12 protein-coding genes, 2 tRNA genes and 2 rRNA genes are annotated in these 21,289 nt (G+C 46.9%); 13 read left to right on the forward strand and 3 right to left on the reverse strand.

The window, feature by feature from the left end; all coding sequences use genetic code 11:
* Positions 1–17: 17 nt before the first annotated feature.
* Positions 18–1,229, forward strand: a complete 1,212-nt coding sequence (locus BQ2633_RS11065) for a hypothetical protein (protein ID WP_075567096.1) — start codon at positions 18–20, stop codon at positions 1,227–1,229.
* 230 nt (positions 1,230–1,459) lie between these two features.
* On the opposite strand, the gene clpX is transcribed toward BQ2633_RS11065, so the two are convergent.
* From clpX to tig, 3 genes are all read right to left on the reverse strand, one after another.
* Positions 1,460–2,704 carry an ATP-dependent Clp protease ATP-binding subunit ClpX gene (clpX, locus tag BQ2633_RS11070; RefSeq protein WP_075567097.1) on the reverse strand — a complete coding sequence of 415 codons (1,245 nt, stop codon included), beginning with the start codon at positions 2,702–2,704 and terminating at the stop codon, positions 1,460–1,462.
* A 210-nt stretch (positions 2,705–2,914) separates the two neighbouring features.
* A complete protein-coding gene (gene clpP, locus BQ2633_RS11075; RefSeq protein ID WP_075567397.1) occupies positions 2,915–3,583 on the reverse strand; it encodes an ATP-dependent Clp endopeptidase proteolytic subunit ClpP in 669 nt (222 codons plus the stop codon).
* 213 nt (positions 3,584–3,796) lie between these two features.
* On the reverse strand, positions 3,797–5,155 hold the full coding sequence (gene tig, locus BQ2633_RS11080; protein ID WP_075567098.1) for a trigger factor: 1,359 nt from the start codon (positions 5,153–5,155) through the stop codon (positions 3,797–3,799).
* A 209-nt stretch (positions 5,156–5,364) separates the two neighbouring features.
* Here tig and fmt point away from each other — a divergent pair, with 209 nt between their 5' ends.
* The 12 genes from fmt to BQ2633_RS11150 form a co-directional block, all read left to right on the forward strand.
* Positions 5,365–6,336, forward strand: a complete 972-nt coding sequence (gene fmt / locus BQ2633_RS11085; protein ID WP_075567100.1) for a methionyl-tRNA formyltransferase — start codon at positions 5,365–5,367, stop codon at positions 6,334–6,336.
* A gap of 318 nt (positions 6,337–6,654) precedes the next feature.
* Entirely contained in the window at positions 6,655–7,824 is a 1,170-nt protein-coding gene (locus tag BQ2633_RS11095; RefSeq protein WP_075567101.1) for an agmatine deiminase family protein, read from the forward strand.
* An 89-nt stretch (positions 7,825–7,913) separates the two neighbouring features.
* Positions 7,914–8,789, forward strand: coding sequence for a carbon-nitrogen hydrolase (locus tag BQ2633_RS11100; RefSeq protein ID WP_075567103.1), 876 nt, complete (start codon positions 7,914–7,916; stop codon positions 8,787–8,789).
* A gap of 231 nt (positions 8,790–9,020) precedes the next feature.
* Positions 9,021–10,655 (forward strand): bifunctional metallophosphatase/5'-nucleotidase, encoded by a 1,635-nt coding sequence (locus tag BQ2633_RS11110; RefSeq protein WP_346048674.1) that lies wholly within the window; start codon positions 9,021–9,023, stop codon positions 10,653–10,655.
* Between the two features lie 4 nt (positions 10,656–10,659).
* Complete coding sequence (locus BQ2633_RS11115) at positions 10,660–12,087, forward strand: DUF4421 domain-containing protein (RefSeq protein ID WP_083234043.1); 1,428 nt, start codon at positions 10,660–10,662, stop codon at positions 12,085–12,087.
* A gap of 994 nt (positions 12,088–13,081) precedes the next feature.
* Positions 13,082–16,396: a coiled-coil domain-containing protein gene (locus BQ2633_RS11120; protein WP_075567106.1), complete on the forward strand. Its 3,315-nt coding sequence runs from the start codon at positions 13,082–13,084 to the stop codon at positions 16,394–16,396.
* A gap of 84 nt (positions 16,397–16,480) precedes the next feature.
* A complete protein-coding gene (locus BQ2633_RS11125) occupies positions 16,481–17,041 on the forward strand; it encodes a hypothetical protein (RefSeq protein WP_075567108.1) in 561 nt (186 codons plus the stop codon).
* A gap of 280 nt (positions 17,042–17,321) precedes the next feature.
* Positions 17,322–18,674 (forward strand): threonine/serine exporter family protein, encoded by a 1,353-nt coding sequence (locus BQ2633_RS11130; protein WP_075567109.1) that lies wholly within the window; start codon positions 17,322–17,324, stop codon positions 18,672–18,674.
* A gap of 410 nt (positions 18,675–19,084) precedes the next feature.
* Positions 19,085–20,611, forward strand: a 16S ribosomal RNA gene (locus tag BQ2633_RS11135).
* A gap of 161 nt (positions 20,612–20,772) precedes the next feature.
* Positions 20,773–20,846, forward strand: a tRNA-Ile gene (locus BQ2633_RS11140).
* A gap of 32 nt (positions 20,847–20,878) precedes the next feature.
* Positions 20,879–20,952, forward strand: a tRNA-Ala gene (locus tag BQ2633_RS11145).
* Between the two features lie 262 nt (positions 20,953–21,214).
* Positions 21,215–21,289 (forward strand): 23S ribosomal RNA (locus tag BQ2633_RS11150); the annotation flags it as partial.

Here is a 21,289-nt window from a genome sequence, read left to right on the forward strand (position 1 = left end):
ATCAAATATATTATCCTATGTTCAAACATCTTTTTTCTGGGCTAGCCTTTGCGCTTGCTCTCGTTGCAATACCTAGTTGCGACAAAGACACTCCAAACACACCGGAAACCGCTGGAGGCCGTTTTCTCATCACTACTAATGTTGTCAATACTGATGGGGCAAGTGGAGTGAGCTACTTCCAAACAGTTGAAAAAATGGAAGGCTCTATCAATAATGCTCAAGCTCGTCCAGCAGGTTTTGGTGTACCTCCTATTGTCATTGGTCAGCACATTTTTATCCTCCCCGACTATATGGGAAGCACAAAGTCTGTGCTCACTCACTATGTGACCGACAAAAAAGGTAATCTTTCAGAGCGTGGCACGCTTACTCTACCTGCTAACTCTGGGGCTAGCAATATCGTATTGACATCTGAAGATAAAGCCTATATAAGCATGCAAAACCTTGGCATCGTCATGGAGTTTAATCCCACCACGATGCAAAAAGTGCGCGATATAGACCTAAATGCTCTCGCACAACCAGAGGTGCGTGTGGCACCAGGTGCTATGGTTGTGCGCGATGGTTTGTTGTTTGTCGGACTCAATCAGTTTGATAGTCAGTGGATGCCCCGTTTGAAGCAAGCAGAAGTGGCCATCATTGACACTAAAGCAGGAAAGTTGCTAAAGAAAATAGTAGATACCAAGCATCAGCTCTCCTTTGCCACGCGTCCCATTGATGCACATTCCATTTTTGTCAATCCCAAAGACGGTGCTATCTATTTGAATTGCATGGGTTCTTTTGGTTTCAAACCAGGATTTGATGGTGGTATTTTGCGCATCAAAAAAGGAGAAACAGAATTTGACGCCGACTATGCTTTGAACATTGCGCAAGCCAAAGTGGAGAACTTCAACCACACACTCAATTATTTGGGAACAGTTCGTTTGGGGTCAGATGGTAAACTCTATGCTATGGCTGCCTCTTACGAATTGGATGCTTCGGGTAATCCTTATCTTGCAAAAGTGATGGTGCCTGTGTGTATCGATCTCGAAAAGCGCACTGTAACTTATATTCCAGGCGTCAAACCTTCTAATGGTCACGCTGTGGCAGTGGCAGAAGCCAATGGAAAAATCTATTTCGGTGTCAGCAATGCCGATGATAATGGTTTCTATGCCTACGATTTAGCTACAAAGAAAATCACTGGACTTGCCCTCCGCGTTCAAGGTTTCCCCACACAAATGGAAGTTTTGCCTTAATACAGCCGAACGAAGTGCTAAATTTATACTGCATCAATGCTTATGCGTTGGTGCAGTTTTTTGTGGTTCTGATTTTAGAATGCTTTTCTTCTGGATAATACTCGCAGTTGAAGGAACGAATCAAATAAAGGAGGCTTTATAAACAGCGCACAAAAAAGCAAAGTTGGTGAAGATGGAGCATCTTCGCCAACTTTGCTGGAGAACTAATGATGGAAAACTTTTGCGAATGATTATACAGCAGAGAGATTTGTTTTCTCAAACTGCTGGCGAGCATAGTCCAAAGTGATGGTGAGTGACTTCTTGTCGCTCGAAGGCGCTTCGTACATAGCGTCCATCATGATGGTTTCTACGATGGAGCGGAGTCCACGTGCACCGAGTTTGTATTCCACCGCTTGGTCAACAATGTAGTCGAGTACGGCGTCTTCAAAGGTCAGCGCAATGTCGTCGAGTGCGAAAAGCTTGATGTATTGCTTGATGATCGAGTTCTTCGGTTCGGTGAGGATATTGCGCAATGCCGTGCGGTCCAAAGGTTTCAAGTAGGTGAGCACGGGAAGACGACCAATGATTTCGGGAATGAGACCAAAGGATTTCAAATCTTGAGGTTCCACATATTGCATCAAATCGGAAGCGTCAATCTTTTTGAGATTTTGCACAGAGTCATAACCCACAGTGTGCGTGTTGAGACGTTGAGCAATTTTCTTCTCAATGCCGTCGAAAGCACCACCGCAGATGAAGAGAATGTTGTGGGTGTCTACGTGGATGTAATCTTGGTCGGGGTGTTTACGGCCACCCTTGGGAGGTACATTAACAATGCTGCCTTCCAAGAGCTTAAGCATACCTTGTTGCACACCTTCTCCGCTCACATCACGCGTGATTGAGGGATTGTCGCTCTTGCGCGCAATCTTGTCGATTTCATCGATAAACACGATACCGCGCTCAGCTTTCTCCACATCGAAATCAGCCACTTGGAGCAAACGAGAGAGAATGCTCTCTACGTCTTCACCCACATAACCAGCTTCGGTGAAGACCGTAGCGTCGACGATGGTGAAAGGCACTTTGAGGAGCTTGGCAATGGTGCGTGCCAGGAGTGTTTTACCCGTACCCGTGGAGCCGACCATCACAATGTTGCTCTTCTCAATCTCCACCTGGTCATCGTCAGAAGCCTTGTTTTTGTTGAGAATGCGTTTGTAGTGGTTGTACACAGCCACAGAGAGATATTTCTTAGCAGCGTCTTGTCCGATGATATACTCATCGAGATACGTCTTAATCTCCTTGGGAGTGGGGAGTGTGCCAAATTCCTCTTCGATGTGCTCAGAAGAAGTGTGCGTGGGAATGGCGATGTCCACCATCTCTTTAGCACGTTGTGCACAATCGTTGCAGATGTTTCCGTCAGGGCCGGTGAGCAACAATTCTACTTCTTCTTCGCCACGACCGCAAAAGGAACAGTGTCTTTGGTTATTGTCTTTTTTTGCCATTTTTTCTGGAGTGATATTGCTCGCTGAAGGGAGTTTTCAACTTGAATATAAGGATAACACCTTGCGTATAAGGGCGCGTTGTGATTTCCTCATGGAAGATGCCGCCAGCCTTTCTCTATATGTTAGCTAAGCTAGTAGCTAGTTGCAAAAGAACAGAAGAGAGAAAGCTGGAGCATTATTGTTCAGAAGTCATCAGCGAGTGGGAGAAGCTCAACCTTTGCGCGAAAGGATTCTGTCTACCATACCATATTCCTTGGCTTCGCTAGCAGTCATCCAGTAGTCACGGTCGCTGTCTGCCCATACCTTGTCAAACTCGGTGTGGCTGTGTTCGGAGATGATGGTGTAGAGTTCCTTTTTGAGCTTCATAATTTCGCGTGCAGTAATTTCGATGTCAGAGGCTTGACCTTGTGCACCACCCAAAGGTTGGTGAATCATCACGCGGCTGTGGGGGAGGGCAGCGCGCTTGCCTTCCTGTCCTGCCACGAGGAGAACGGCAGCCATAGAGGCAGCCATGCCAGTGCAGGTGGTGGCAACATCGCTTTGCACGAACTGCATCGTGTCGTAGATGCCAAGTCCAGCGTAAACACTACCACCAGGAGAGTTGATGTAGATGGAGATATCTTTGCCAGGGTCGGTAGAGTCAAGATAGAGCAGTTGAGCTTGGAGCGTATTGGCGGTGTAGTCGTCAATGGCTGTGCCGAGGAAGATGATGCGGTCCATCATCAATCGGCTAAATACATCCATCTGCGTCACATTGAGTTGGCGCTCTTCTAGGATGTAGGGGTTGAGATATTGGTTTTGTGCTGCCACTACATCGTCAAGGACGAGGGAGTTAATGCCCATGTGTTTGGTGGCAAACTTGCGAAAATCTTGGTGCATAATCTCTTGAGGTTGGGAGAGAAGGGGAGTGTATTTTTCAGCGCACTGTGGTATCACTTCTCTCTGATAGGAGATAAAAAAGGACAACGGAGAAGCAACGATGCGCAAGTGAGCATCGTCATTCCCCGTTGTCGAGATGGAGTCATAAGACACTGCTACCAACCTTTGCCGACACCGCAGTGTCTATAGGTTTCGGGGAAGCAGCGGAACTGATTACTCAGCAGTTTCGTCTTGGAAAAGCTTTTGGAAGTCTTCCACGCTCACAGACTTGTGTTCGAGAGTTACCACTTCCTTGAGAGCCTTAGCCAACTTTTCGTTGATGCTACGTTCTACAAAGCCATTCACTTGGTTGCGATCCTTGAGGAGTTCAGCAGCATAGTTCTCGAGGTATTCCTCGGGCACATTGTTCATGCCGTATTGAGCGAACTGGAAGCGAGCAGTCTTCACAGCAGCAGCGCGCACGTCAGCATCGTCAATCTTCACTTCAGCCTTAGCCACGAGCTTTTCCTTGATGAGGTGCCACTTGAGTTCTTCGAGGCTTTGAGCGAAGTTGTTTTCTACAAACTCTTCACCCTTGTCCGCATTTTGTTCCTTCATGAAGCGCTTGAGGAGCTCTTCGGGGAATTCGAGCTTGCCCACCTTCTCGTCAGCATACTTGCGCACGTCGAGGAGGAACTTGTAGTCAGCGTCTTCGTTGTATTGGTTTTGGATGAGCTCCTTAATCTTAGCGCGCATCTCTTCTTCAGACTTCACAGTGCCGGGTTCAAACACGCGGTCGAAGAGTTCTTGGTCGAGAGCAGCAGGCACGAAGCGGCTGATTTCTTCCACTTGGAAAGTGAAGTTACCGTTGTATTGTGCAGCCTCTTCCTTGCTCACCTTGAGGAGAGCAGCGAGTTCGTTTTCGCTATGAGCAGCAGAGGGATTGAAAGTGATGACATCACCCACCTTAGCGCCTTCGAAAATCTTCTTTTGGTCGTCGTTAACGAAGTAAGCAGGCATCAAGCTAGCCTTGTCGAGTGCGAGACCGCCTTCGAGTACGTTACCCTTCTCGTCTTGTTGTGCGAGTGCACCACGGAGGATATCGCGGTCAGCATATTCTTCTACGCTTTCGGGGTGACCAGCTTGTTGAGCAAAGTTCTTCACTTGAGTGTCGATTTGCTCTTCGCTCACCTCGATGTCATAGTAAGGGAGCTTGTCTGCGCTTGAAAGCTCGAAGTTGAACTCAGGAGCGAGAGCGATGTCGAAGATGAACTCAAACTCAGTTTGGTTCTCGATGTCTTGGGGCTGTTGCTTTTCAGACATCATGGGCTCGCCAAGGATGTTCACCTTGTTTTCATTGATGTAGTTCATCAAACCTTCGCCCAACACACGGTTAATCGTGTCTGCTTTCACTTGAGCACCGAAGCGTTTGTTGATCACACCAGCAGGCACCTTGCCAGGACGGAAACCAGGCATTTCAGCTTTTGCTGAGATATTCTTGAGTTCTTTCTTTACTGCATCCTGGTAGTCACCCTGTTCCAATTTAACCGTTACGAGGGCACTTACACCATTCTTTTCGAGAGTAATGTTCATGGTGGGAGTTTCTTTATTTTTTTATTGTTGATGATTCTGTCTGGATGCGGCATTGCCGCGGGGAAATGTTGTTCAAAATCAGCTACAAAACCCTCATTCAATTAAGAGATTTGAGATGATTTAGTGGTAAAGCTATATATTTAGCGGAGCAAAGTTAGTGCTTTTTTCCCGAAAAAGCCGTAACTTCGCAGAAAAATATAGCGTTTTATATGCAGAAATCCGATTTTAGAATCGTCTTCATGGGCACCCCCGACTTCGCAGTGGCATCTTTGCGCGCACTTGTCGAAGGCGGTTACAATGTTGTGGCAGTGGTGACGATGCCCGATAAACCTATGGGGCGTCACCAAACTGAGCTTTCCCAAAGTGCCGTCAAACAATATGCCGTGAGTCAGGGACTTCCTGTGCTCCAACCTGAGAAGTTGAAAGACGAAACGTTCTTGCAGCAACTCAGCAATTTCCGTGCCGATGTGCAAGTCGTAGTGGCTTTCCGCATGCTGCCTGAGGTAGTTTGGAACATGCCGCCGCATGGCACCTTCAACCTTCATGCCTCTCTCTTGCCCCAATATCGTGGAGCTGCTCCCATCAACTGGGCGATTATCAATGGAGAGAAGAAGACTGGAGTGACTACTTTCTTGTTGGATCACGAAATTGACACCGGATTGGTGTTGCATCGCGAAGAAGTGGAGATCCTCGACACAGACAATGCCGAAGATGTTCACGACAAATTGATGAATCTTGGAGCACCCCTCGTTTGCCGCACGGTCGATGACATCATGCAAGGCAACATTCGTCCAATTCCTCAGATAGAACTTGCTCCCGATGCGGAGATGCACCACGCGCCAAAGATTTTCAAAGACACTTGTCGCTTGTCGCTCGATAAAGGGGTGAAAGCCGCCTATGACTTTGTGCGCGGCATGTCGCCTTATCCCGCAGCGTGGACCGAATTTGTGGACGTCTCTGGCAAACATACGGTGGTGAAACTCTTTGCCACAGAGAAAGAACTTTGCACTCCTGCACATGCCGTAGGAAATGTGGTTAGTGATGGCAAAACTTATTTGAAAGTTGCCCTCTCTGATGGTTATCTTCACCTCACAACGCTCCAACTTGCAGGTAAAAAGCGCATGACGATAACGGATTTTCTCCGTGGTTATCGTCCCGATGCCGAACTCCGAGTGGAGTAGTGTAACCCCAAATCGGCCATTAGATCCTGAACAGATTTTATTTGGTTGTAGAGCAGATGGTTGTTTGTGAGTTCGAAGGCGTAGCGGGCTACGTCGAGAACGAACAAGAAACAAAATGCCAACAAGAAAAAGAAAGATGACAGGAAGTTATCTTCTCTATAACAATCTGCACTATAACGGTCTAATGACCGATTTGGGGTAAAGGAGGTCGTATCATAATTCTTTGTTCTAGTCTGGTAAACGTGTGATATACGTGTGGTGTAGTATTCATACTGCACCCGATATTAGGATGACGCCCTATAAACGTCAATAAAATCAATGCCTCTCGAAGCCCTTCCCCCTCGTCCCGGTCACGGAATGACCGCCGAGTTCAACTTAGAAAACTTCCATCAAACCCTTGATGTTGAGCAACAAGAGCCGCGACCATTGCGCACACTCCCTGCGGAGTGGGCACCTCAAAGCGCGATTCTCATCACTTGGCCCCACGCTGCCACGGACTGGGCAGACATCCTCCAGGAAGTAACGGAGTGTTATGTCCGCCTAGCTTATGAAATAGCAGTGCGCCAACCACTGATCATCCTCACTGTCGAAGGATTGAAGCTAGAAGACTATCTCTCTAAACAACTTCCTCAAGCGGCAATGAAGAACATCCACTTCGTCTTCGTGCCCACCACCAACGACACCTGGGTGCGCGACTATGGGTTTCTCACTGTTCAAAGTACAGGCGGAGCGGAGCTGATGGATTTCCGCTTCAATGGTTGGGGAGGAAAGTTCAAAGCTGAACACGACAATGCTGCCAACAAGCTGCTGTATGCCACGAATCTCGTGCGCGGACACTATGTTGATGCACTCGACTTTGAACTAGAAGGCGGTGGCATAGAGAGTGATGGTCGTGGCACGCTGCTGACAACGGCAGAATGTTTGCTCAATCCCAACCGACGTCGTCAAGGCGATGCAGTGCCAACATCCGATAAAGCACAAGTGGAAGCTCTCCTCAAAGAACGCCTTGGAGTGGAACGCATCCTTTGGTTGCACCATGGCTATTTGGCAGGGGATGACACCGATTCTCACATCGACACTCTCGCACGTCTTTGTCCCAATGATACAATTATATATGTGCAATGCACGGACACGGTAGACGAACACTACGAAGCGCTGGCGGCTATGGAGCGCGAACTTCAAGCCTTTCGCACCCTCGAGGGTAAGCCTTATCGTTTGATTCCTGTGCCCCTGCCCGATGCGTGCTACGATGAAGAGGAGCGATTGCCTGCCACCTATGCCAATTTCTTGATCATGAACAAGGCGGTGCTTGTGCCCACCTATGCTCAGCCAGAGAAAGACGCCTTGGCACTCAAAATCATCCAAACGGCTTTCTCTGACCACGAAATTGTGGGGGTAGATTGTCGTGCTCTCATTCGTCAACATGGTTCGCTGCACTGCGCCACTATGCAGTTTCCACGCGAAGTGTTCCGCACTCCTGTTCAATAATTTGTGCCTAATAGTTGGAAGTTCTGTTTTCATCGTCAAATCAGAGTTTGCGATTTCCGACTTCTCTCCAATATCCCATTTATTAGCTCATGAAAGTAGCCCTCATACAAATGTCTTGCACTCCCAATGTCGAGTTCAATCTTCAGAAACTTGCCAAAGGAATTGCACAAGCTGCCCAACGTGGGGCAGAACTCGTGGTGTTGCAAGAACTCCACAACACCCCTTATTTTTGTCAGACGGAGAATCCAGACCTCTTCGACTTGGCAGAACCCATTCCCGGTCCTTCCACCGACTTCTTCGGTACGTTGGCGCGCCAGTTTGGGGTCGTGATTGTAGCCAGTCTCTTTGAGCGTCGCGCAGCTGGTCTTTATCATAACACCGCTGTAGTCATCGAAAAAGACGGCACCATCGCAGGAAAATATCGCAAGATGCACATTCCCGATGATCCAGCTTATTATGAGAAGTTCTATTTCACCCCTGGTGATCTCGGTTTTGAACCCATTGACACAAGTGTGGGTCGCTTGGGTGTGCAGGTATGCTGGGATCAGTGGTATCCCGAAGGCGCACGCTTGATGGCACTCCGTGGGGCTGACCTCCTCATTTATCCCACCGCTATTGGCTATGAAAGCAGTGATACGCCCGAAGAACAAGCTCGCCAGCGCGAAGCTTGGACCACTGTACAGCGTGGTCATGCGGTAGCCAACGGACTTCCCGTAATAGCGGTCAACCGCACAGGTCATGAACCAGATCCTAGTGGACAAACTCACGGCATCCAATTCTGGGGAAGCTCATTTGTGGCTGGTCCTCAGGGAGAGTTCTTGTTCCGCGCTGACATTGACGAAGAAGTCGTTGCCATCGTCGACATTGATTTGCAGCGCAGTGAGAATGTGCGTCGCTGGTGGCCCTTCCTTCGCGATCGTCGCATAGAAGAGTTTGCTCCTCTCGCAAAACGCTATTTAGATTAAAGCCAAATCGGTCATTATATCCTGAACAGATTTCATTAGATTGTTGAGCAGATTGTTTACCGTTTGTTCGAAGACGTAGCGGGCTACGGTGAGAACTAACAAAAACAAGATACCAACAAGAGAATGAAAGATGACAGGAAGTTATCTTCTCCATAACAAACTTCACTATAACGGTCTAATGACCGATTGGGGTTAAATTCCTCAGATTATTAAGACCCTCCTCAATCTACAATGAAACACTCTCTCCTTTCTGCTGCCCTCATGGCAAGTGCCTTCATCGCAGTGCCCCATTCTACACAAGCTGCACAGCAAGCGCCTGCTTCTTCTCACAAGAACACAGTCACCATCGCTGTGTTCTCACTCAACGACTTCCACGCAGGCTTGCTTCCTGACCGTAGTCAAGGCACACCAGGCGCAGCCTATGTGGTGCAAACGCTAGACTCTCTCAAAAAGGTCTATCCCTACAATGTCACTGTCTCTGCAGGTGACAATTTCGGTGGCAGTTTCTTCTACAATGCCACACGCACCCACAGCCTCATGCCTCAGATGTTCAAAGACATGGGAGTAAACATCAGTGTGTTGGGCAATCACGAGTATGACGAAGGACAAGAGTCGCTTGCCCGCAAATGGAATGACGTAGATTGCAAACCCAAGTCGTGGGACATCACTTATATTGGCGCTAATGTGCGCAATGCTGCTGGACAACTTCCCGAGTATGTGCAACCCTGGGCGGTGGTTCCCGTAAAAATATCTCCCACTAAGACCCTCCACGTGTCTTTCATCGGTTTGCTCACCAGCAACACCCCGTGGCAGGCTGCGGCAAAACGTTTGAAAGGTTTGTCGTTTGATGGCAACTATACAGCGGTGCTCGATAGCATCTCCCACCTCCCTGGTTACGAAGCCGTGCACAATGCCAATGTTCGCCTGCTCCTTTGTCACATTGGAGCTGAAATGCACGGACAACAAGTGTTGTGGTCGGATCGCGATGAAGAAAATCTCAAGAAAATTGATTCGCCCGACGTGCAAGCTGTCCTTTCTGGACATTCTCACACACGCGTCATCGGCATGTCCGACAGCCAAAAGTCAGTCCCCATCGTGCAAGGTTTGTGGCACGGACGTTGTGTGTCTATGCTCAAATGCGAAGTAGACACACTCTCTGGACAACTCGTCAGCATCACTCCCGAACTCGTTCGTGTCAATCCCGATGCAAAACTTGAACCCAAGGCTGCACGACTTCAAGCCCAAGTCGAAGAGCAATACCACACCACGCTTTTCCGCGGCATCCCTTTGAGTCAAAAACTCACCTATGCCAGTGCGGCTATTGAGCACGACCGCACGCGCAGCAAGCGACAAACCAAAGTTGGTTCTCTCGTTTGCCAAAGTTTTGCAGCTGCCTATCGCAAAGCAGCGCATCTTGACGACAACGCTCTTGTTGTTGGGGTAAGCCATTTCGGAAGCATCCGCGCAGGTTTTCCGCAAGGTGATATCACCATCCTCTCTGTGGGAGAAGCGCTTCCCTTTGCCAATCCGCTCCGCGTTTACCGCTATACTGGCAAGCAACTGCTCGACCTCGTGGAGCACGGCTACAATGTTTGCAAACTCGGTCATCTCCAAACATCGGGAGTAAATCCCACCCTCGATGCGAAAGGCCACGTCAAAGCCCTCTCGCTCACACTGCCCAACGGAAAAACTGTCCCCATTCGTGCCAACACCAAACTTGTTGTCGTAGCTGACGAATTCATGACTACTGGAGGTGATGGTTATCTTCCTAGTCAATTCCCAGCGTCTGCAGAGATCAAAGTAAACCTCCCCACCTCCACCGACGCTTTTATTGCCTATCTTCGCACGCTTCCCAACATTGATTAGTCGCATGCAGCCATTCTTTCGCTCATCGCTCCTTATTATAGGTCTATTTTTCGCCTGTCTCGTGTCATTTGCTCGCGAGACAGGCGACACTTTGCAGTATGTTCCCTTAAATCATACACCGCTAAAACTTGACAGCTTGCGCCTTCCTACGCTTCCCACCACGCTGCGTTCGTTGGAAAATCTGACCTATCATAGTAATGAGCGCGAAAAACTAACCCTTCCTTTGGCTTGGAATGGACTGGATTCTCTGGGACGAAAATATCTACCTCCCATTGCCACCGACCTTCTTCACCTCAATTTTCGTGCCCTTTCTCATCAGTCTTATGGCTTGATCCCTATACTCTTCCCCAAAAAGAAGGCAAAAGAAGACCGTTGGCGCAACATTCCAGCCGATTGTCGCATCGACTGGAAGCGACATCGCGAACATTTCCTTTGGGATTTGGGCAACGATATTGCCACCTATTTCAATACTTTCGATACCACTTATATAGAGCGCACGCGCTACGACTTCCAAGTCAAACTCTACAACACTCACTTTCTCCAACTTATCCGTCTTTCAGGCACAGACGCCACTGGGAGCACCCAAAGCCTTACTTTTGCTCCTGCGCATGAAGTTAAATTAGGACCTTATTTTGCCTGGAAGGCGCTGAGTATCGGCTATTCCTTCGGAGTAGTCCCCGACCGATTGGGCAGCCGTGCTTCTGAATTTAATATCGCTTCCTACAACTCCAAACTTGGGTTCGATCTCAACTATATTTATAGCCGAGGTAATTTCAATCTCATTGGCATTTCTGGTTTCGATTCGCTGCAAACTCACAGTATTTCGCAACAAAGATTTCCTGCCATGCGCACCAAAACGCTGGCGCTCAATCTGTACTACGTCTTCAACTATCGACACTTCTCGTATCCTGCTGCGTTTGCCATGAGCACGGTGCAGCTCCGCAGTGCAGGTTCGTGGCTCATGGGGCTGCGTTTCGATCGTCAAGATATGGCGTTTGACGCTGAGCGCACAGAGTCTTTCCTGCGCACCATGGCTCCTCATGCCACCATCAACGACGCACTTCGCGTCAGCAAGATTGCCTATCGTCAGTGGGGAGTCTCGTTTGGATATGCTTACAACTGGGTGCCCGCTCGTCATTGGTTGGTCTCTGCCAGTCTTGCGCCTTCGATTGGCTACAAATACCAAAGTGGAGAAAGCCTTTCTGCTCGAGTGTTGTGGAAGAATGTGGAGAACTTTCACATGGACTTCATCTTCCGTGGAGCCCTTGTCCACACCAATGGACGCCGCTATTTGGGCATTTCTACGGTCAATTATCTCTACGATTATCGACACGCTGGCTTTTCACTCAACAATTCTATTCACTACATTCAGCTCTTCTTTGGCTGGTATTTTGGGAGAAAGCCCATGTTTCGAGGAGAGAAGCGTCCATAGTTAAAGCGTTTGCTTATTCTTCTTGTTGTAATAATCGCGAAATAGAAAGACAAAATGGGAGATCGGAAATAGGTTGTTTATGATTTATTTTCCTGTTGATTTATAGACGCTCTGGAGATTTTTCGAGAATTATCGCAAGGGATTACAGAAAATCTCCTACAAAATTTCAAAAACGTCCGACGTTTTTCGATTTTCCTCCTACTTTTTGAATTGTTTTCTCCCACAAAACAGCTGCAAATCTCCTTGTTTTTGGGTATCACCGTCGTTTTTTATTTTGATGGCATTTGTAAGTGCTTGAAATTGAGTTACAAATGCTAATCTTGAATGCAGGCGGTATTTGCCATCTCTACTATTTCAGTTCAATTTTATTCGATTCTTGAGCGTTTCACCTCTGAGTTTATCTACATCTGTCGACATTATAGTTGATGCTATCCCGTGAAGTGGGTAAGCTATTCCCTATGTTGTAGTTATTCCTTTATATAATGAGTTATTATATATATGAGTGTCACTCGTCGTTAGCGATGGTGTGAAAATGAACTTTAGATTATAGTCTAGCAGCCTCATATAAGGGACTAGATAACCTCTTTTGGGGGTATGGTGTTGCTTGCCTCCTTCGGTACTTCTTGGGCAACCTACAAAAACTTACAGTTTTAATGCCTGTGCCTTGTGCTAAAATTCTTAGTGCAAAACCAGCTACTCTTAGACTATAATACACGGATTATGCAGGTAAGATGAGGTAAAATAGCCAGAAACGATACTTTTATCGCATAAAGTCTGAAGACAAAGGTACAAACCACCTATTTTTTTTGCAAAAAAGTTTGGTGGGTCGACTTTTCTTACTAAATTTGCACCGAGCTTTCGAGTGTAGTAGGGGTATTCCGTATGGTTATCCTCACACTATTGAGCTCCTCTCTCAGTATCTCAATCAAACACCAGTGTACTACGCTGGTTCTATCGACAAAGATATCAACATTATAAACCAATTCATTACGTAATGAAAAAGAATCTGATTAATGCCGCATTGCTCGGTCTGCTGGTTGTTGCAGCCCCTGCATGCACATTCGTTTCTTGCAAGGACTACGATGATGATTTCAACAAGGTGAACAACCGCCTTGATGGTTTGGAAGCTGCAAAGACCCAAATCAACTCTGAAATCACTTCCTTGAAGTCTGACTTGCAAAAGGCGAACGAAAAAGCTACACAGCTTGAAGCTAAACTTGCTGAGTACGCTACTAAGACTGAGCTCAAAAACGGTCTCGCTGCTAAGGCTGACAAGACTGAGCTCCAAAATGGTCTCGCTCTCAAGGCTGACAAGACTGAGCTCCAAAATGGTCTTGCTCTCAAGGCTGACAAAACTGAACTCGAAGCTGCTGTAAAGAATCTTACTGCTAAGATTGCTGAAGTTGCTAAGCTCGAAACTCGTATCGAAGCTCTCGAAAAAGCTAAGGCTGAATTGACTGCTTTGGTTGCCTCTAAGGTTGATCAAAAAGCTTACGATGCTAAGGTTGCTGAAATCGAAGGTCGTTTGACTTCTGCTGAATCCAAGGTTACGCTTGTTACTAACAAGGCTAACACTTTGGAGCAAACCTTGACTGCTTTGAAGAATAAGGTTGACAACCAGCTCGTGGCTCTTGATAAGTTCAACGAAAAGGTTGCTGCTCTCGATGCTAAGGATGCTGATCTTCAAAAGCAAATCGATGCTCTTAAGAAGACTGTAAACGAAGAGGTTGCTGCGTTGAAGAAGGACGTTAAAGCTCTTCAAGATGCTGGTTTCCAAACTGAAGCTCAAGTAGACGCTAAGGTCCTCGTGGTTTCAAAACGTGTGGATGTCTTGGAAGAGAGAGTCAACATGTTGAGCATCGCTAAGGTTACTTCACTCGTATTCGAACCTACTCACTTCGAAGATGGTATCGAAAGCATCTTCAGCGCTGAATACTTGTTCAAGGCTCTCACTAAGCTTGACAAGGCTGACGATAAGGGTGTAGTTGATTTCAAGAACGAAGCTGAAGTTGCTGCTGATGTAACTACTGCTAACTATGCTGAAGCTACTTACCACGTGAACCCCAGCAATGCTAAGGTGGACACTAATAAGGAAAACTTCGCATTCTTGGATCTCCGTAGCACAACTCGTGCTGCTGCTCCTGCTGTTACCGTTGAAAGTGTGAAACTCGAAAATGGTAAGCTCGTTGTAGGTTTCCACAACAACCTTCCTGCAGAAACTCCTGCTGCTGCTGGTCAATTGGCTGAAATCAACGTTGTTGCTTTGAGCTACACTGAAAAGGACGACAAGACTGCTCGTGCCGTTGTTTCTGACTACGCTCGCGTGGTAAACGATCTCTATGAAGATCTCCGCATCGGTAAGGCTACTGAAGACGAAATCCTCGCTCCTCTCTACCTTAAGAAGGCTGGTGAAACTAACTTGGAAGGTCTTACTGCCGCTGAAAAGGAAAATCGTACTTTCACAGTGTTGAACGATGGTACTCCTGCTAAGCTCGCTGAACAAGTTCGTTCTTATGGTGAAAATGAAGGTGCTCTTGCTCCTATCGATGAGAACGCTGCTTCAGAAAGCGAATTGAAGGATGCAGGTTTCCACTACGAGTACGCACTCGTTAAGGATGGTGCTGCTGACAAGTCTACCGAAATCTTCACTATCGATCCTAAGACCGGTGACCTCAAGGTTGCGTTTGACGAAGAAAAGCCTTACCAACACTTGGGTAAGACAGTTAAGGTTCGTGTAACTTTGGTTGACGATGCTGGTAAGGTAGCTTCTGTAGGTTACTTCTACGCTCGCGTTGCTTCTCCTGCTAAGGTTGTTGCTACTGTTGTTAATGACAGCGAACTCAAGGCTGTTTGCGATAAGACTAGCGCACATCCTAACTTGGTAGTAGACCTCGAACCTCTTACTAAGTACTTGGCTAAGAACTTCGGTATGGCTGAGGCTGACGTTTGGAAGAATGGTCCTACTAACAACTTCACTATCTTGACTCCTGGTGGTTTCCATCAACAATACACTGTTAAGGATAATGTTGCTGATGTAGTGCCTGTTGCTAAGCGTCTTGGTAACCTCAAGCGTTCTATCACAGCTGATGGTAAGAACATCCTTACTTGGAGCGGTCTTACTGAAGAGAAGGTAGCTAACCTCCGTAAGGCTGGTGAAACTGCTTCTGTTATCCTCCAAGTTGTGAAGAAGGATGACCAAAAGAACGTGGTTCTCTACTTTGAAGTGAAGTGGGCTCCTAAGTCTATCCAAGCTCAACCTGAGGTTGCATTCACTGGTAAGCCTGTTGCTAACTTCTGGTATCAAAACCAAAATGTAGCTTCTGAAGAGGAACAACGTATGCACGTTGCTATCGACGGTACGAATGCCTTTACTCACGATTTGGTGAAGGGCTTCCTCCCAGGTACCGTTCAAAATCCTGTATTGGATCCTGCTAAGTACACCACAGATATCCAAGCTACTGCTTCTGCATGGAGATTCGTTCAACCTCGCGTGAAGCAAGCGAAGGGCACCGATGGTAAGCACTACTTGCTCGGCGTTTCTAACGACGGACAATTCTTCACTGCTACAGAAATGGACGGCGACAAGCCTAAGGCTGGTGCAGTTGCTGTAAACATTGCTCAGGTAACTCCTGCTGGTGTTATCACTTACCAAAACAATGATGTTGCTAAGAAGCTTCTTAACTACGCTGGTTACAATGAGCTCAAGGATGGTCAAACCCTCACTGCTCGTGTTGCTTACGTAACAACTGTTTGCACTGGTAAGAAGGTGCTCAAGGTTACTGATGCTACTAAGAAGTACGCTGAGTTCGACGTGAAGTTCATCCGTCCTCTCAATGTAAACTACACTGGTAACGTTGTATTCGGTGATGCTAACCAAGCACGTCAAGAAGCAGAAATCAAGTTTGACAACGCTACTTCTGACTGGCGTAATGTTAGCAACATGGGTCAACTTACTGCTGCTTATGGTGCACTTTCTGTAGGTTTCGCTCCTGTAGCTGAATGGACAACTGACCTCAACGGCGGTGATGTTGATACTCAAAAGCTCTTTGCAACCTTCGGTAGCACCTATGGCGTAAGCGTAGCTACTGCTCCTGCTGGTACTGCTTCTACTGTTGCAGAGTTCCCAGGTTACACTGAATATGCATTCGGTACTTATCCTAAGCTTCAATACGTGACCAACACTGCAAACCTCAAGCAGTTCACTATCCGTATCCCTGTTTACGTGAAGTACTACTGGGGTGAAATCAAGTCTCACATCGACGTTAAGGTTGGTAAGACTTTGAACCAAGGTAACGCTCGTCGTAAGTAATCTTTTACTTACTGATAAGTAAATACATCCACTGCGAAGAGCAGGCAGATTCCTGCCTGCTCTTCCTTTTTTTCTTTTATACCTATGATGATTAAACGCTTTCTTCCTTTCTTCTTGATAGCGCTTTCTACTGCTTTTGTTGCCTGCACTGGCTGTAAGTCTGACAAGGACTCTGCTAACCAAATGACGGAGTTTGAACAGTCACTTACCTCTAAGGATACGGCTGATGTAGAAAAGGTGGTAGCGCAGTTTTACAGCAATATCAAGGATAAGAAATACTATGATGCTGCTGCAATGCTCTACACGCGCAAGGTGAAGAATGCTGAGATTCGACAACTCTCCAACGAGGAGATGGACAAGTTCGTCAATGTTCAGCGTCAACTTCCTTTCGAAGGTTATACCTTAGACTATGTGAAGTTTCTTACTGAAACCGAAAACGAAGTAAGTTGCACAGTCATCTTGCGTAAAGGCGAACAAGGCATGCCCGACGCCACTACCAAGATGTTCTTTACCCCTGTGTTCTATGGTGGAAAATGGTGTCTTATTCTCACTGACTCTGACCACTTAGAGTCACCAATTTCAACCTTCGAACAGCGCGATTCACTCAATAAGCGCTACGAAAATTACAAGAAGTCGAAGAAGTAATACCTTTCTGGCTATTTACTTCGTCTCATTATCTCAGGCACTACGCAATCTGTTTTGCGTAGTGCTTTCTTTTTCAGTGATTTGATCAAGAGGGTAGAGCTAGCTATCTAGATTTTCAAAAACTTTGACTTCGCTTCTTTTCCATAGCAATGCGGTTTTTTCTTCTATTGGGCACATTGTCTTGTTGCTTATTAGTATCTTTGCAGTAATACTTAGTCGGGAAAGGAGGTTGCTTCCTTTTTCCCTAAGGTTTGAGGCTTTACTCATAACGATCTATCTAATGAATAACGACGTTGTAACTAGAAATACGAAAAGTTTGCACCGCAAACTCAATATCCTCCTTCGCACAGGTATGGTGCTTATGGAGAGCGCAGCCGACACCAACCGCATTGTACGTAATATGCAGCGTGTTGCAGCTTTCCTTGGTTTAGAAGAACGCTATCTGCACATTGATGTGCTTTATGGTACCATTAAGGTTAACTATAGTGACGAAACGCACTCCTTTAGTCGATTTATGCATTCTGACAAGTACACCATTAACATGAATGTGCTTTCTGCAGTGAGTAGATTGTCTTGGCGTGCCATTAGAGAGGATTATAGTATAAAGCAGTTTGAGCGCGAACTCAATAAAATCCGTAAAATGAAACCTCAATACCCTGCTTGGGCTGTGACCTTAGGCACCTCATTAGGTTGTGGAGGATTCTCCGTTCTCTTCGGTGGCGACTGGGCATCCTTCGTGCCAGCTACCATTGCCGGGGCTGTAGCTTATGTGGTGCGCTACTTTATGCTAAAGCGTGGTTTCAATTTCTATATGGTCACTTCTATGACTTCTTTTGTGGCTACGCTGACGGCTTGGTTGTTGTTCCTTGTCTTACCAACGAATTTCACCGATTATCCTTATCATTCATTCCTTTGTTGCTGTCTTTACCTTGTGCCTGGGGTTGCACTAATCAACTTTTTGGATGATATGCTTGACAATTATCTCCATGTGGGCTTAGCACGTTTTGCCAATGGAGTGCTCCAAATTGCATCCATGGCTTTCGGCATTATTTTAGCAGTGAGTGTGTGTAATGTGGATAATTTCTTGAAAGACTTATCCATGGCGCCCAACATCTCTTATGGTGAGGCAGCTATTGTAACGGCGATTTCAGCAATGGGATTTGGAATGAACTTCAATGTGCCGCGTCATTCACTTCCCGCAGTAGCAATTTTAGGCATTCTGGGGATGTTACTTCGCAATGTGTTAGCTTTTGATTTAAATGTGGGGTTGATATTGGGCTCCTTAGCAGGGGCGTCGCTGATTTCTCTAGTCGCAGTTAGACTGGTGCATCACACTCGAACCCCTAACCACGTAATCTCTATTCCAGGAGTTATACCTATGGTGCCAGGTATTCTCATGTATCGGGGCATCTTTGGTTTTGTCCATCTTGGTAGCGATGTGCAGGAATTCATGGGGGCATTCAGTAATCTCTTAAACGCAGCGCTGATTGTGTTGTGTCTTTCCATAGGTGTTGCAATCCCAAATATCTTTGCGCGTCGCTGGATTGCCTTCTCTCGTAAACAAGAGTTGCATCGATTGATTGAAGATCGTCGAAGACGCGGTAAATTTGTAGACTTCTCGCTTTTTGATTAGAAAGCTGCAAACACTTTATAAACGACTTAAACACCCCATTTTGCAATCTAATATATTGCAAAATGGGGTTTTCGAAAATTTTTCTGCGATTTTTTTGTAGGAAGTCTTGGTAGTTTGCGAATCTTGCCGTACTTTTGCATCGCAATCGGGACGCAAGGGTCACTTGCTAAGATACAACGTGCTTAGTTGAAACGACGCTTGAAGATGGATTGCCTGACAGCAGCAAACGAGCTGCATGAGGTCATTGAAACGATTACATAACAGATTGTAGAGAAGTACAAGGAACAATCAACAATGAAGCAGAAATGCTTCGGGTAAAATGAATTGTACCGTCAATTTCTACTCCAAATCCAAAGTAACAAGACAGGAAGCTGAGCAATTTATACAGAATCAAAACAAATTATTATATTACAATGAAGAGTTTGATCCTGGCTCAGGATGAACGCTAGCTACAGGCTTAACACATGCAAGTCGAGGGGCAGCATGGAAGAAGCTTGCTTCTTCTGATGGCGACCGGCGCACGGGTGCGTAACGCGTATCAAACCTGCCTCATACTCGGGGATAGCCTTGCGAAAGTAAGATTAATACCCGATGTTGTTATGTTGCCGCATGGTGATATAACCAAAGATTTATCGGTATGAGATGGTGATGCGTCCGATTAGGTAGTAGGCGGGGTAACGGCCCACCTAGCCTTCGATCGGTAGGGGTTCTGAGAGGAAGGTCCCCCACACTGGAACTGAGACACGGTCCAGACTCCTACGGGAGGCAGCAGTGAGGAATATTGGTCAATGGACGCAAGTCTGAACCAGCCAAGTAGCGTGCAGGATGACGGCCCTCCGGGTTGTAAACTGCTTTTAGTTGGGAATAAAAAAGAGGACGTGTCCTCTATTGTATGTACCTTCAGAAAAAGGACCGGCTAATTCCGTGCCAGCAGCCGCGGTAATACGGAAGGTCCAGGCGTTATCCGGATTTATTGGGTTTAAAGGGAGCGTAGGCGGATTATTAAGTCAGTGGTGAAAGACGGTGGCTCAACCATCGTTAGCCATTGAAACTGGTAGTCTTGAGTGCAGACAGGGATGCTGGAACTCGTGGTGTAGCGGTGAAATGCTTAGATATCACGATGAACTCCGATCGCGAAGGCAGGTGTCCGGGCTGCAACTGACGCTGAGGCTCGAAAGTGTGGGTATCAAACAGGATTAGATACCCTGGTAGTCCACACAGTAAACGATGTATACTCGCGGTTTGCGATATAATGTAAGCCGCCAAGCGAAAGCATTAAGTATACCACCTGGGGAGTACGCCGGCAACGGTGAAACTCAAAGGAATTGACGGGGGCCCGCACAAGCGGAGGAACATGTGGTTTAATTCGATGATACGCGAGGAACCTTACCCGGGCTTGAACTAAGAGTGACGAATCTAGAGATAGATTTTTCTTCGGACACTCTTGGAGGTGCTGCATGGTTGTCGTCAGCTCGTGCCGTGAGGTGTCGGCTTAAGTGCCATAACGAGCGCAACCCTTTTCCTTGGTTGCCATCAGGTAATGCTGGGCACTCCAGGGATACTGCCATCGTAAGATGTGAGGAAGGTGGGGATGACGTCAAATCAGCACGGCCCTTACGTCCGGGGCTACACACGTGTTACAATGGGGGGTACAGAAGGTCGCTACCTGGTGACAGGATGCTAATCTTAAAAACCTCTCTCAGTTCGGATTGGAGTCTGCAACCCGACTCCATGAAGCTGGATTCGCTAGTAATCGCGCATCAGCCATGGCGCGGTGAATACGTTCCCGGGCCTTGTACACACCGCCCGTCAAGCCATGAAAGCCGGGGGTGCCTGAAAGCCGTGACCGCAAGGGTCGGCCTAGGGTAAAACTGGTGATTGGGGCTAAGTCGTAACAAGGTAGCCGTACCGGAAGGTGCGGCTGGAACACCTCCTTTCTGGAAGTTCAGTTACCTGGTTACTTGAATGGAAATAAAAGAAAATGGTACAATTTAGAAGATTGTCACCTATACTTCTCGCAATAGGTTATGCTAAGCATAAGAGAAAGATGAAGCCGAGCAGCTCTGAAGTAGTTTGACTTGCGTGGATTTTTTCTGCCAGTCCTATAGCTCAGTTGGTTAGAGCGCCACACTGATAATGTGGAGGTCGGCAGTTCAAATCTGCCTGGGACTACTTGCAAACGGAGCACCGCGCTCCGAAGATTTGGGGGATTAGCTCAGCTGGCTAGAGCACCTGCCTTGCACGCAGGGGGTCAACGGTTCGAATCCGTTATTCTCCACTCATTCTACTGCTCAGTCGCAATGATGGTAACGCATCAAAGCACGATGACAGAGCAAGAGATCTTTGACATATTGAACACGCAACAAGTTGATTCTTGTTTCCATCCATCGCAAGATGAGATGCGAATACAGAGAATCATCCAAGTAACGAAACAAAGGTAAACGAAAGTACAGCTTTAAGTATATTCCCACCTTCTAGTTACGAAAGAATTAGCAAAGACTAAGGTCTAACGTCTAATTCCTAACGTCTAGAATAAGGAAAAGGAAGTAATTAAGGGCGTACGGTGGATGCCTAGGCTCTTACAGGCGATGAAGGACGTGATAAGCTGCGATAAG

Source organism: Ihuprevotella massiliensis, from assembly GCA_900095835.1.
GTDB lineage: Bacteria > Bacteroidota > Bacteroidia > Bacteroidales > Bacteroidaceae > Alloprevotella > Alloprevotella massiliensis.